Source organism: Gardnerella sp. DNF00571G (assembly GCF_049262695.1).
GTDB classification, from domain to species: domain Bacteria; phylum Actinomycetota; class Actinomycetes; order Actinomycetales; family Bifidobacteriaceae; genus Bifidobacterium; species Bifidobacterium piotii.
Map to the genome: position 1 here is coordinate 573,527 of NZ_CP058396.1, position 13,216 is coordinate 586,742.

The window sequence follows — 13,216 nt, forward strand, 5'->3', positions numbered from 1 at the left end:
ATGACCGAAAGCATACGAGAGCAGGAATTGCAGGCGCAAAGATCCGATTTTGGATTGCGTCTAAAAAACGCTATGGCAAAATATGGGCCATTATGCGTTGGTATAGATCCGCACCGCAAAATGCTGCTTAATTGGGGATACAATATGGACGCTCAAGGAGCGGAATTGTTCTCCATGCGTATGCTTCAAGCCATGAACGGCAGAGCTGCTGCCGTAAAATTCCAGTCAAGCATGTTCGAGCGCTACGGGTCTAAGGGGTTCGCAGCGCTCGAACGAGTGCTGTACGCTGCAAGGCAAATGGATGTAATCACTATTGTTGATTGCGGTCATGGTGGATTGTCTACAACAATCTCCGCTCTTGCAGATGCTTATTTTAAGCCAGATGCGCCTCTTCTTACAGATGCAATTACGCTTCTTCCGTATTACGGAGCTAGGTCAATGGGTGGGTTGATTAATGAGGCTCTTAATAATGGCAAGGGTGTGTTTATTGCTTCGCTAACGTCTAATCGCGAAGGCGCTAGTTTGCAAACAGCAATTCGCCAAACTGGTTCATACCGTGGTACAACTGTTGCTCATGGTATTGCTCAAACTGCTCAAACTTTTAACAACAATACAAAGGGCATGGGTTCTGTTGGCTTGATTGTTGGAGCTACTATTGGAGATTGGATGAACGGCGGTGGAATCGATTTAACGAGTTTTACTGGCCCTATTCTTTCTCCAGGCTACGGCTGGCAGGGTGCGGAAGCTAACGATTTGAAAACGGTTTTTGCTGGAACTCACGGAAACGTTTTAGTAACTGTTTCTAGGTCTATTGCTTCGCATGGTCCAGATATTGGTGCATTATCTAATGCAACTGAACGAATAGCTTGGGATATTCGTCAAGCTTTAATGGATTCATAAAAATGATTTAAGAGAGTCAAATATGGTTAGTTTAGACAATACACAAAGTACGCAATCCATTAAAAGGCGATTGATTGTTCTTACTGGTCCTACTGCTGCTGGTAAGGGCACTGTTGAGGGGGTATTGCGCGAAAAACACCCTAATATTTGGCTTTCTGTTTCTGCGACTACAAGAAAGCCTCGTTACGACGAGTTTAATGGCATTCATTATTGGTTTATTGACGAAGAAGAGTTTGCTAGAAGACAAAAGAACGGCGAATTTTTAGAGACTGCTCTTGTTCACGGAATGGCTCACTATGGTACTCTTCTTAAGCCAGTTTTGGATCATCTTGCTCAAAATGTTCCAACGCTTCTAGAGATTGATCTTCAAGGAGCTAGAAGAGTAAAGCAAGAGGCTTCTAGACTTGGTTTGGAAGTTGTGTACGTGTTTATTGCTCCTCCTAGCTTTGAAGAGCTTAAGCGTAGGCTTATTGGTAGAGGCACAGAAACTCCTGAGCAGCAAGCTAAGCGTTTGCAAACAGCAAAAGTGGAAATTGCTGCGTCTAGTGAGTTTGATTTTGTGATTGTTAATGACGATGCTAATCGCGCTGCAGACGAGCTTTGGAATATAATCGCTAAAGAATACGATTTAGATTAGTTTAGATTAGTTCCAATCACTTTAGTTTAATTTTGATTAGTGTTTTGAATATCCTTGCAATAGCTTACAATTGACTATTTGGAAACTATTGTGGCACCATAGAATATGGAGAACATTATGGCATTGGGCACTAAGCCAACACCTTCGGGACTTGCAAATCCGCCTATTGATGATTTAATGCAACATGCGGATTCCAAGTATGCGCTTGCCTTGTTTGCCGCAAAACGAGCACGGCAGATTAATTCTTATTTCACACAGCTTAACGAAGGATTGTTGCAAAACGTCGGTCCTCTTGTTGAGTATAAGAACCAAGAAAAGCCTCTTTCTATTGCATTCCGCGAGATTAATAAGGGTTTGCTAGTAGAGAAGCTTGGTGAAGACGATGTGAACGAAGGAAACTAAGTTTTCTTTTTCGTTTAATTGCAGCCGTATTATCCTTGCGCTTACAATCGCGTGCGGGTATGCGGCTGCGATTGTTTTAATGCGCGATTTATAGAGCTAGCTTGATTTATAGAGTTAGCTTGATTTATAAAGTCATAAAGTTATAAAGGGGAATTATGAAAGAGTCTAAACTTATTTCTGCAGAATCTGTTACGGAAGGTCATCCAGATAAGCTTTGCGATCAGATTGCGGATGCAATTTTAGACGACATGCTTCGTCAAGATCCTCATGCGCATGTTGCTGTTGAAGTTTGCGCTTGCGTAGGCCAATTTGTTGTTTTTGGCGAAGTTAGGGGAGAAGTTTACACAGATATTCCTGGAATAGTAAGAAAAGTTGTGCGCGAAGTTGGATACAACAGTTCTTCGGTTGGCTTAGATGCCGATTCTTGCGGAGTAATGGTTTCGCTAACTGAGCAAAGCGCGGAGATAAATCAAGGTGTTTCTAGATTAGATTTAGAATCCGAAAATCTTGCGTCTAAAGAAGAACGCTACAAGAGTCAAGGAGCAGGCGACCAAGGCGTTATGTTTGGCTACGCTAGCGACGAAACAGACACTTATATGCCTCTTCCAATATATCTTGCTCATCGTCTTGCTCAACGCTTATCTTATGTTAGAAAGTTTGGGATTGTGCCAAATCTTAGACCAGATGGAAAAACGCAAGTAACAATCGAGTATAACGAAAAGTTAGAGCCTATTCGCTTAGATACTGTTTTGATTTCCACTCAACATAGCCCTAATGTAAGCGTTGATTGGCTTAGAGAACAGCTTGTTAAAAACGTTGTAGAGCCTGTTCTTAGTAAAGTCTTAGAAAATCGCGTTGATTATAGTGATTATAGAATGCTTGTAAATCCTACAGGGTCGTTTGTTTTAGGCGGGCCTGCTGCAGATTCAGGATTAACTGGCAGAAAGATTATTGTAGACACTTATGGCGGAGCCGCTCATCACGGTGGCGGAGCTTTTTCTGGAAAAGACCCTAGTAAGGTAGATCGTTCTGCAGCATACGCCGCGCGTTGGGTTGCTAAGAATCTTGTTGCCGCAGGTTTGGCTCACAAAGTAGAAGTGCAAGTCGCGTACGCGATTGGTATTGCGGAGCCTGTTAGCGTAAATGTAGAAACTTTTGGAACAGAAGCTAATGGAATTACGCGTTCGGATATTTCTGCAATCGTTCGCAAAGTCTTTGATTTGCGACCAGCTGCGATTATAGACGAGCTTGATTTGCTTAGACCAATTTACTCGAAGACTTCTGCTTATGGTCATTTTGGCAGAAGTGATGTTGATTTTCCTTGGGAAGAGTTGAATCGTGTTGAACAGATTAAAAATGAGGTAAAATCGTTAAAAAAATGATTTGAAATTTTATAAGGATTGATTTTATAAGGATTATTAATGCTTGAACAGTCTTCGTTGCAGCCTTCTCTTGAAGGTTTAGCGAAAAAATCGCACAGGCGCAAAAAGGGTGGTTCAACACCAATCCAAGCGAGTAACTGTGCGATTGCGCATGTTGTTTTAGACGTTCAAGCACCTCATCTTGGAAAAACTTTCGACTACATTGTTAGCCAATCGCAAGATGAAGACGCAAAGCCAGGGGTTATGGTTCGCGTAAAATTCGGCGCAAGACGAGTTAACGGAATTATATGGAGCAGAAGCGATTCAAGCGAAACGCCAAAATCTTCCCTAAAGTTTATTGAAAAAATTATTTCTAGCGAAAAAGTTGCATCTAAATCTTTTATGCAAGATATTTCGTCAATTGCAGAAGCTTATGGTGGAACTAGAGCGAATATTATTCGGCTAGCTTTGCCAAAAAGAATCGCTGGCGTAGATAAAGAGAATTTTTTAGACGATATTCACATGTCTAAAAGGCAAAAATGGACCATCGATTTTCGCAAAAGCCTAAAATCAAAAGATGATTGGCAACAGAATCAATATAGCGAATCGGAAAATCTTATAAAAACAACCGATGCTCGCATGTTTGCGTCTTACAAAAACGCGGACTTGTTAAAACAAGCGCTAGAAAACGTTCAAAAACCTTATTATTTGCATTCTAAAGATGACTTTACGTTAAGCACAACGAATACTTACAAAGCTTTTCTTGTAGATGCTTTACCAGGCGCGTTTAGATGGGCGCAAGATTTAGCGTGGATTATTGCAAATGCTATAAGCGCTGGTCGTCAAGTTGCTGTTGTTTTGCCTACGATTCGAGAAGTGAGCGATGTTATGCGCTCGCTTATGGTTTACGGTCTTAAGCCTTATAAAAAGTCTCAAAATTCTAATGGCGCTTTAAGTGGAGATGTTGCTCGTCTTTGTGCTTATGATTCTCCAGCAGATAGGTATAGAGCGTGGAGAGCTATAGAAAAGGGCATTGTTCCGTGCGTTTTAGGAACAAGGTCTGCAATGTATGCGCCAGTTGAGTCGCAAGCGCTTTTTGTGATTGTAGAAGATAGCGCATATCAGTATGCAGACGGCATGATGCCTTACGCACAAGCTAGAGGCGTTATGCGATTGCGCGCAAAAAATCATAATGGCGTATTTGTTTCAATGTCTTTTGCAAGAAGCGTTATTAGTCAAAGCGAAGTTGAAAACAAAAAATTAGCTCCTTCGGTTAGTGGCCATTTAGTAGAGGTTACGCCTTTTAAGTCTGTTGTTCAAAATGCAAGTCCTTGGGTTCGTCTTTTAAATTCAAATAATTTGACTAAAATAAATGACCCGAGTGTAGGTTCTAGAATACCGTACACTGCGCTAACTTCGATTAGACAAACTTTAGACGCTAAAATGCCTGTTTTGCTTGCCACATGCCAAGACAGTGCTATTCAAAAAGCTGCGTGTAAAAAGTGCCATTGTATTGCTCGTTGCAAACGTTGCACTGGTCCGCTTGACTTGCCCTTAGACGGTTCTGCTCCTAAATGCGCGTGGTGTGGAAGTATTGCAATAGGTTGGAAATGCTCGAATTGTTCTAGTAATTCTGGAGCGATTGAAGCTGTTCATATAGGCGTTAATTTTACAGCTAAAGAAGTGTTTAAGTTTTTTAAGGATGTTCCAATTATTGTTTCTTCTGCAAAACAAAAAAGCGGTGTTGTTGAGTGGGTTGAGCAAAAGCCGATGATTGTTATTAGCGCGCTTGGATCGCAGCCGCGTGTTTTAAGCAATTCTAAAGATTCTTGCGGGGAATATGGTCTTGTTGCGATTTTAGACGCGTGGACGAGTCTTTACAGCACGGGATTAGATGCTCGAATCGACACTTTGAACGCATGGATGAAAGCGGCTTCTATGTGTGCTCCAAAAAGCAGAGACGGAAGCGTGCTTATTTTGGGAGAAACTTATGATGTTCTCGCTAAATCGTTAGAGGAGTGGGATTCTTCGATTCTTTCTAAACAAGAGCTTAAAGAAAGAGAAGATGCGCTTTTGCCTCCGTCTGTTTGCGTTGCAAGAATATGGGGTTTTAGGCAAGCTGTTGTAGATATGCTTAATGCGATTGGTGCAATGGGCGATTATGCGTGTGAAGACATTAGTGAAGATATTAATGAAGACATTGCAAAAGTCGCAAGCAAAAATGGCGATTTAGATAGTTCTAGCAATCTTCCAATGTTAAAAGTCGAAACTAAAAATAATAACTCTGTGGTTTCTGGCGATTCGAGCGAAGATTCTGGCGATTCGAGTGAGTCCGAATATCTTCCGCCTTTACTTGGAATTGTTCCAATGAAGCCTCCTTCAACATTGCGTGAGCAAAATTCTCAACGATTTGAAGAATTAAACGATAGAGTTAAAGCAGTTGTAAGAGTGCCATTAGAATATAGAGATGAATTAGTTAATCGTTTGAAAAAAGAATGCGCAAAGCATTTTGCAATGCGAAAAAGTGGCGAATTAAAATTTAGTGTAGATCCTAAGGATTTGTAAAATCGCATAAACTTGTTAATAGAGGCTCGCAAATAAAGGCTTATAAATAAAGAGGTTAAAATGGTTGAAAAATGCTACAATTGCGCGGTTTTGGGCAATCCTATATCGCACTCTCTGTCTCCAGTTCTACACAATGCTGCATATAAGGCATTGGGCTTAAATAATTGGCATTATAGTAAAGAAAAAGTTAGTGAAGAAGACTTAAAAGATTTTATTGCGCATCTTGATGATTCTTGGAAAGGCTTAAGCCTTACAATGCCACTTAAAAAAACGATTATGAGCCTAGGTGTAGCTTGCGACTATTGGGCAAAAACGCTTGGAGTTGCAAATACTGCTGTGTTTAGTAAAAAGCCATGCATAGAAAACCCTGAGTCGATTGAGCTTTGTAATACAGATGTAAATGGGATTGTAATGGCGTTAGTGCGCGCTCTAAAATCTAAAATATTAAACGCCAAAAGTGCGGTTATTATTGGCAGCGGAAACACAGCGTCTTCTGCAATGGCAGCTTTAATAGAAATTGCTCAAGGCTCAAAATTGAGCAAAGTTAGTGTTATTGCAAGGTTGCAAAGCGATGGAAAAACTGTTAAAAGCGTTAGCAGATTTAATGATTTAGTAGATAAATATAACTCGGATTTTCCAAATAGCAGAAGAATAGAGCCAGAGAATTTGGAGCTTAAAAACAAGCGCGATTACAAGCCTGTTTGCGGCATAGAATTTCCTACGATTGAGCCTTTGCAACCGCGCGATTTACAAATTGACGATTTACAAGATATAGAAAAATGTGATAAATCTCACATTCTAGAATCTATTTCTTCATTGGATGCAATTGAAGCAATTGCAAACGCAGATATTGTTATAAGCACTGTTCCAGCTCATGTAGCAGACGGATTAGCGCTCGCTTTGTGTGAATATTGCAAGGAAAAGTCAATAAAATATTTAGGAGCTTTGCTAGACGTTGTTTACAGTCCTCGACCAAGCCAGATGCTTAAAGTTTGGAGAAAATACGGCATTGGTATTGGTGGAGAAGAAATGCTTTTATATCAGGCATTAGATCAAGTAAAACTTATGACTTTTGAGTATAGGCATTCGAGTGATGATTCAAGCGATGATTCAAGCGATGATTCTTGTATAATCAAACATAAATCCATCAAGGCTACAGATTACGATTACATAAGAAGTCGCATGGAAAAAGCATTGCAGGAGGCATTATGAGCGATGAGAATAATCTAGAAATGCAATCTCATAATTCCGTTTTTAAGTTGCAATCAAATAATGCTTCTTTAAGTAGCCAAGATGCGCATGTTTCAAGCGATTTTGAAGTAATGCTTATTACGGGTATGAGTGGCGCTGGAAGATCGCATGCTGCAAATGCTTTGGAAGACATGGGCTGGTATGTTATTGATAATCTTCCTCCAAAGCTGCTGATTCCGCTTGTAGATATGATGACGTCTTCTGGCTCTAAAGTGCATAAGCTTGCAGCAGTGATTGATGTAAGATCGCGTGGATATTTTGACGATCTTTTTGCTGTTTTGGGCCATATAGATGATTTGGGCGTAAAAACTCGAATACTATTTTTAGACGCTTCCGATTCTGTGCTTATTAAGCGATATGAGTCTGTGCGCAGGCCGCATCCTTTGCAACGCGGCGGGAGACTTATTGATGGCATTTTAGAAGAGCGCGAGCTTTTAAGTCATCTTAAGGATTGCGCGGATATTATTATCGATACTTCTACTCTTAGTATTCATCAACTTTCAACTAAGCTTTACGAAGGCTTGCTTGGAAAAGGGTCTTCTACTGTATCTGTGCATATTTTTAGTTTTGGATTTAAGTATGGAATGCCTATGGATGCCGATTTTGTGGCAGATATGCGATTTTTGCCAAATCCATTTTGGGTTCCAGAACTTAGAGATTTAACTGGCAAAGATAAAGCTGTTAGCGATTATGTTCTTAAAAACCCAGCCGCAATGGAATTCTTAGATTCCTACGAGAAAGCTCTTCTTACAGCAATCGATGGTTTTGCAAAAGAAGATAAGCACTATGTAACTATTGCAATTGGATGCACAGGAGGCCAGCATAGGTCTGTAGCTATTAGCATAGAGCTTGCAAAACGATTAAAATCTAGAGGATTACAAGTTACAGTGTCTGCTAGAGAGATGAGATCTAGAGCATGATTTAACAAATAATGCATTTTCTCCTACGGTGTTATGTAATATAAAAAGCAATATTAAAAGGTAAAATGTCCAAGTCATTGGGTACTACAGAAAGCCGAGCATGTAGATGTTTTTAGCATCGTGCAATGGCATCTTGCAAGAATCCCAACGCATACTTTAAGAAGAACAAAATAGGAGGTTTCCCTTGGCTCTTCTTGACGACGTAAAGAACGAACTCGTCGCAAATAATAGTGACCAACCAGCGGTTATTATGGCTCAAGCTGCAGCGATGATGCGTTTTGCTGGAGGTTTAAGGCCAGTTAATAATCAAGCTGTAATTAGAGCACAGTTTGATTCGCAAAATGCAGCACAATGGCTCGTAGACGTTCTTGAGACTTATTTCCAGCGGGAGGCTAAGATTTCTCAAGCTTCTCGTCAAACGCCTACGGGTGTTGTTACTCGTTACGAGGTTCTTGTTGATCGAGGAGCCGCAGCTTTAGCATTGCAATCTGGTCTTCTGGATCGACGTATGCGCATTGTTGCAGGCTTAGCTCCAGAAATTGTTAGCGGAAGCATTGCACAAATTAAAGCCGCGTGGAGGGGAGCGTTTATAGCTCACGGCGCTATATCGGATCCTGGAAAAGCTAGCTATCTAGAGATTGTTTGCCCAACTCACGAAGCTGCAACAGCTCTACAAGCTATGGCTGCACGTTTGGGTGTAAGCGCAAAGGCTCGTAAAGTTAAAAGCTCCGAGCGCGTTACTTTGCGCGATTCAGATGCAATTGAGCGTATGCTTAATTTGATTGGCGCTCCAAGGTCTTCTAGAGAATGGACTGGCAAGCGTTCTGATGGCGAAGCAAGAGGAAAAGCTAATCGTTTAGCAAACTTCGACGATGCAAATATGCGCAGGAGTGCTAAGGCTGCTGCAGAAGCTTGCGAAAAGGTTCGTCACGCTTTCGACGTTCTTGGGGACGATATTCCAGAAAATCTTTTGATGGCAGGCAAGTTGCGACTTAAGCACAGTGATGCAAGCTTGGAAGAGCTTGGTCATTTGGCAGATCCTCCAATCACAAAAGATGCTGTTGCTGGTCGAATTCGTAGACTTTTGCAACTTTGCGCTAAAGTCGAAAAATCTAGAATGTAGAATTAACTCTAGAATTAACTTTTGTAGTTACTAATTTTGATTAAATGCCGTATACACAAAGTATGCGGCATTTTTTTATCGCGCGATTTTGGTGTTGATTTTTATGTAAATCTTTCTGTTGATTTTGTGCGTGCTTGTTGCGTATATGCGGTATAATCGTTTGTGGAATTTATAGACGTTTTAGCTTTGCTTTCGTCTTTTTCTTGTTAAATTCGCCATCATGATTGGTTGAATCATGGTTTGGAAAGGATACCAATGAAGACACTTAAAGATTTGGGAGATTTGAGCGGCAAGCGCGTACTCGTTCGTGCCGATTTTAATGTTCCTCTTAAGGGCACGACTATCACAGACGACGGTCGAATCAAGGCTGCTTTGCCAACGATTAAAGCTTTGCGCGAGCAGGGCGCCAAGGTTATTTTAATGGCTCATCTTGGCCGTCCAAAGGGTCAGGTTGTTCCAGAGCTTTCTTTGGCTCCAGTGGCAGCTCGCTTAGGTGAACTTCTTGGTGTAAATGTTGCTTTGGCTGCAGATACTTACGGCGAAGATGCTCAAGCTAAGGTTGCTGCAATGAACAATGGCGACGTTGTTTTGCTTGAGAACGTGCGCTTTAACGCCGAAGAGACCAGCAAGGATGCTTCTGAGCGCGCAGCTTACGCCAAGAAGATTGCTGCTCTTGGAGAGGTTTTTGTTTCCGATGGCTTCGGCGTTGTTCACCGCGCTCAAGGCTCTAACTACGATGTTGCTGCCGATCTTCCAGCTGCTGCGGGCTTGCTTGTTGAAAAGGAAGTTAAGGCACTTTCTCGCGCAACCGAAAATCCAGAGCGTCCTTTGACAGTAGTTCTTGGTGGATCTAAGGTTTCCGATAAGCTCGGCGTTATTGAAAACTTGCTTTCTAAGGCTGATCGCCTTGTTATTGGCGGCGGAATGGTGTTCACATTCCTTAAGGCTTTGGGTCACGAAGTCGGTACTTCTTTGCTTGAGGAAGATCAGCTCGAGAAAGTTAAGGGATACATTGAAACCGCTAAGAAGAATGGCGTAGAGCTTGTTCTTCCAACCGATATTGTTGTGAACGCTGGCTTCCCAGCAGGAGACACTCCAGTTGCTCCAGAAGTTGTTCCAGCGGATGCTATTCCAGCAGACAAGATGGGCTTAGATATTGGCCCTGATTCTCAAAAGCTGTTCCACGATAAGATTGTTGATTCCAAGACTGTTGTGTGGAATGGTCCTATGGGCGTATTTGAGGTTCCAGAGTTTGCTGCTGGTACTCGTGCGGTGGCTCAGGGCTTGGTTGACGCCACTAAGAACGGTACTTTCACTATTGTTGGCGGTGGTGATTCCGCTTCTGCAGTTCGTAACCTTGGATTTGCGGAAGATGGCTTCTCGCACATCTCCACTGGTGGCGGCGCTTCTCTCGAGTTCTTGGAAGGTAAGACTCTTCCAGGCTTGAGCGTGCTTGAGTAAATAACTTTAAGATATTGTGCCGGCTTCGATTTTATGAATTCATTTTGTAAATCGAGGTCGGCATAATGTTAATTTTATCTTTATAACAATTCTTAAGGGTGATTATGGTTTGTAAAAGAAAACCGCTAGTTGCAGGTAATTGGAAGATGAATTTCAATCACCTCGAAGCCACTCATTTTATTCAAAAATTCTGGTGGATGCTTTGCGATTCTCACTTTGATTGCAAAAAATGCGATATTGCGCTTATGCCGTCGTTTACATCCTTAAGAAGCGTACAAGTTTTAGTTGAATCCAGCAATATTCCTATTCTTTACGGAGCACAAGCTGTTTCCGTTACAACTCAAGGCGCGTTTACTGGAGACGTTTCTGCAGATATGCTTGCAAGTCTTGGCTGCTCAATGGTGATTGTAGGCCATTCCGAGCGTAGAAAGTATCATCCAGAAGACGATGCGAATATTGTTGACCAAGTGCGCGCTGTTCTTGCAGCTGGAATGCAACCAATTTTATGCGTTGGCGAAAGCTTCGAGGAGCGCAAGCAAGGTATAGAGCTTGATTTTGCGGTTGGTCAAGTTCACGACGTTACTCGCGACTTAGACTCTAAGCAGGCAGCGCGTTTGATTATTGCGTACGAACCAGTTTGGGCTATTGGAACTGGCATGGTTGCTACAGCTCAATCTGCTCAAGAGGCAGCTTTTGCGATTAGGGACGATTTGCGACGCACTTTTGACGATAATGTTGCAAATTCCGTGCGTATTCTTTATGGCGGATCTGTAACGTCTTCTAATGCGTCAAGCTTAATTAGTGAGCCAGATGTGGATGGATTCCTTATTGGAGGAGCGTCTTTAGAAGTTGAAGAGCTTGCTTCTATTGTTAAACTCGCGTCTTATAAAAATTGCGAATGATTTTAGCGCTTATTTAGTGAATGATTTAGCACTTATTTAGTTCTGATTCAACATATATTTAGCGCATAGGTCAATGGCTTTTACTATGCTTTACAGAGTACCAAAAACAGGAGGTTACTTGTGTCCGCTGTGAAAATTGTTTTGCAAGTGTTGCTTGTGCTCACCAGCATTTTGTTAACATTGTTGATTTTGATGCACAAGGGCAAGGGCGGCGGCCTTTCCGATATGTTCGGCGGCGGTTTAACGAAGAACGCTGGTAGCTCTGGTGTTGCAGAAAAGAACTTGAATCGTTGGACTGTTATCATAGCTTTGATTTGGGTGGCTGTTATTGTTGCCTTGAATCTTATGACTAAGTTCTCACTTATCTAAGTATTCTTTTAAGCGCGTAGTCGAAAGATTGCGCGCTTTTGTTTTATAAGCAGAGCAGGCGTATATTTTGCTATGCTTTTTAAGATGTTAGAAGATGTTAGACTAATTAAAATACATTAGGTTATTGTTATGCTTCATTTTTCTCCTTCTCTTGTGGTAGCAGATCTTGATGGCACTATGCTTCATGATGCTAATGCTTTTGAAAGCAGATATTTAAGCCAAGAAACTGTTAGCGCTTCTAAGCGTTTGAGTGAATGTGGAATTCCGCTTGCGATTATTACTGCTCGACCTGTTGGAAGTGCTTTTGATTTTATTCACGATTTGAATGCTCAAGTTTGCGCGTACCTTAATGGTGCTCTTATTGATTTTGACTGTGCTCACAGCGCGATAGGTGAGCTTACTTCGCAAAGAAGCCTTGATACTCTTACGCGTTTTGGATTTGATTCTCAACATGCTTGTAGTGTGTGTTTGCGCTTGCTTAATGAGATTCCTACGCTTCGCATTGGCATTGTTATGAACGATGTTCGTTACACTAATTTTGATGTTCGTATGCTTTGGAACGAGCAGGATTTTGTTATTACCGATTTTTCTAATGTTCCAAGTGGCATTGCAGACAAGATTATTATTGTTCCTCGAGAGAGTGAGAAGGAAAAACTTCAGAGCATTCTTCCAACCGATTTTTCGCTACACATTAGCGAAGATGTTTTGTGGATGCTTACGAATCCTCTTGCAAACAAGGGGCATGCTTTGAACGTTATTTGCAATCGTTTGGGTGTAAAGCCTAGTCGCACAGTCGTTTTTGGAGACGATATTATAGATATCGACATGTTCCGCGCAGGGGGATACGGTGTAGCGGTAGCGAATAGTAATCCTCGGTTGCTTGCGATTGCGGACGAGGTTTGTGATTCCAACAACAATAATGGCGTTGCTACCTGGCTTAATTCAAATCTTTTTACTAGATTGTAAATAACCCACCTTTCGTTACTGGCGAAGTTGTGTGACGAATTCTTTCGTAGAGAGTCAAACGGAAAGCTTGGTGACATTATCAGTGAAGAGAAGAAATCTACCATTAAAGTCGGAGTAGCTAAAGATCTCAATGGATAATACCCATTTTTCATTAGTGGTGATGCTGTACTTTCTTGTGATAAACCACTAGTTAATAATCGACCCATTTATATTCCAAATGAGATTGAACTTAAGGTGTTTAATAGAATTGCTATGCCTGCTTATACGACTATATCGTCTAATCAACGCGAAAATAGAGCTTTGATAGCTCTCCGTGATTGGCTTTTACCTATGCTCATGAACGGGCAAGCGACAATCGA

General features: G+C 41.5%; 12 protein-coding genes. All 12 read left to right on the forward strand.

The window, feature by feature from the left end; all coding sequences use genetic code 11:
* Window positions 1–900: an orotidine-5'-phosphate decarboxylase gene (gene pyrF, locus HXT30_RS02425; RefSeq protein WP_016635439.1), complete on the forward strand. Its 900-nt coding sequence runs from the start codon at window positions 1–3 to the stop codon at window positions 898–900.
* Window positions 901–922: 22 nt separating this feature from the next.
* Window positions 923–1,537, forward strand: coding sequence for a guanylate kinase (gmk, locus tag HXT30_RS02430; RefSeq protein WP_016635440.1), 615 nt, complete (start codon window positions 923–925; stop codon window positions 1,535–1,537).
* A 117-nt stretch (window positions 1,538–1,654) separates the two neighbouring features.
* Window positions 1,655–1,939: a DNA-directed RNA polymerase subunit omega gene (rpoZ, locus tag HXT30_RS02435; protein ID WP_115793962.1), complete on the forward strand. Its 285-nt coding sequence runs from the start codon at window positions 1,655–1,657 to the stop codon at window positions 1,937–1,939.
* Window positions 1,940–2,094: 155 nt separating this feature from the next.
* Window positions 2,095–3,321: a methionine adenosyltransferase gene (metK, locus tag HXT30_RS02440; protein ID WP_415694086.1), complete on the forward strand. Its 1,227-nt coding sequence runs from the start codon at window positions 2,095–2,097 to the stop codon at window positions 3,319–3,321.
* A gap of 39 nt (window positions 3,322–3,360) precedes the next feature.
* Window positions 3,361–5,865: a primosomal protein N' gene (locus HXT30_RS02445; protein WP_422111764.1), complete on the forward strand. Its 2,505-nt coding sequence runs from the start codon at window positions 3,361–3,363 to the stop codon at window positions 5,863–5,865.
* 60 nt (window positions 5,866–5,925) lie between these two features.
* Window positions 5,926–7,077, forward strand: a complete 1,152-nt coding sequence (locus HXT30_RS02450; protein ID WP_415701275.1) for a shikimate dehydrogenase family protein — start codon at window positions 5,926–5,928, stop codon at window positions 7,075–7,077.
* 110 nt (window positions 7,078–7,187) lie between these two features.
* Window positions 7,188–8,036 carry an RNase adapter RapZ gene (gene rapZ, locus HXT30_RS02455; RefSeq protein ID WP_080649803.1) on the forward strand — a complete coding sequence of 283 codons (849 nt, stop codon included), beginning with the start codon at window positions 7,188–7,190 and terminating at the stop codon, window positions 8,034–8,036.
* 184 nt (window positions 8,037–8,220) lie between these two features.
* Window positions 8,221–9,159 (forward strand): DNA-binding protein WhiA, encoded by a 939-nt coding sequence (whiA, locus tag HXT30_RS02460; RefSeq protein ID WP_415701274.1) that lies wholly within the window; start codon window positions 8,221–8,223, stop codon window positions 9,157–9,159.
* A gap of 255 nt (window positions 9,160–9,414) precedes the next feature.
* Window positions 9,415–10,620: a phosphoglycerate kinase gene (locus tag HXT30_RS02465; protein ID WP_004133082.1), complete on the forward strand. Its 1,206-nt coding sequence runs from the start codon at window positions 9,415–9,417 to the stop codon at window positions 10,618–10,620.
* A 104-nt stretch (window positions 10,621–10,724) separates the two neighbouring features.
* Complete coding sequence (gene tpiA, locus HXT30_RS02470) at window positions 10,725–11,522, forward strand: triose-phosphate isomerase (RefSeq protein WP_422111765.1); 798 nt, start codon at window positions 10,725–10,727, stop codon at window positions 11,520–11,522.
* 120 nt (window positions 11,523–11,642) lie between these two features.
* Window positions 11,643–11,891, forward strand: coding sequence for a preprotein translocase subunit SecG (gene secG, locus HXT30_RS02475; RefSeq protein WP_004115170.1), 249 nt, complete (start codon window positions 11,643–11,645; stop codon window positions 11,889–11,891).
* Window positions 11,892–12,020: 129 nt separating this feature from the next.
* On the forward strand, window positions 12,021–12,857 hold the full coding sequence (locus HXT30_RS02480; protein ID WP_422111766.1) for an HAD hydrolase family protein: 837 nt from the start codon (window positions 12,021–12,023) through the stop codon (window positions 12,855–12,857).
* The last annotated feature ends 359 nt before the right edge of the window (window positions 12,858–13,216 follow it).

Bases quoted from the DNA above. Each gene is read 5' to 3' on its own strand.
- pyrF (WP_016635439.1), top strand. From the start codon at position 1: ATGACCGAAAGCATACGAGAGCAGGAATTGCAGGCGCAAAGATCCGAT.
- gmk (WP_016635440.1), top strand. From the start codon at position 923: ATGGTTAGTTTAGACAATACACAAAGTACGCAATCCATTAAAAGGCGA.
- rpoZ (WP_115793962.1), top strand. From the start codon at position 1,655: ATGGCATTGGGCACTAAGCCAACACCTTCGGGACTTGCAAATCCGCCT.
- metK (WP_415694086.1), top strand. From the start codon at position 2,095: ATGAAAGAGTCTAAACTTATTTCTGCAGAATCTGTTACGGAAGGTCAT.
- HXT30_RS02445 (WP_422111764.1), top strand. From the start codon at position 3,361: ATGCTTGAACAGTCTTCGTTGCAGCCTTCTCTTGAAGGTTTAGCGAAA.
- HXT30_RS02450 (WP_415701275.1), top strand. From the start codon at position 5,926: ATGGTTGAAAAATGCTACAATTGCGCGGTTTTGGGCAATCCTATATCG.
- rapZ (WP_080649803.1), top strand. From the start codon at position 7,188: ATGCTTATTACGGGTATGAGTGGCGCTGGAAGATCGCATGCTGCAAAT.
- HXT30_RS02465 (WP_004133082.1), top strand. From the start codon at position 9,415: ATGAAGACACTTAAAGATTTGGGAGATTTGAGCGGCAAGCGCGTACTC.
- tpiA (WP_422111765.1), top strand. From the start codon at position 10,725: ATGGTTTGTAAAAGAAAACCGCTAGTTGCAGGTAATTGGAAGATGAAT.
- HXT30_RS02480 (WP_422111766.1), top strand. From the start codon at position 12,021: ATGCTTCATTTTTCTCCTTCTCTTGTGGTAGCAGATCTTGATGGCACT.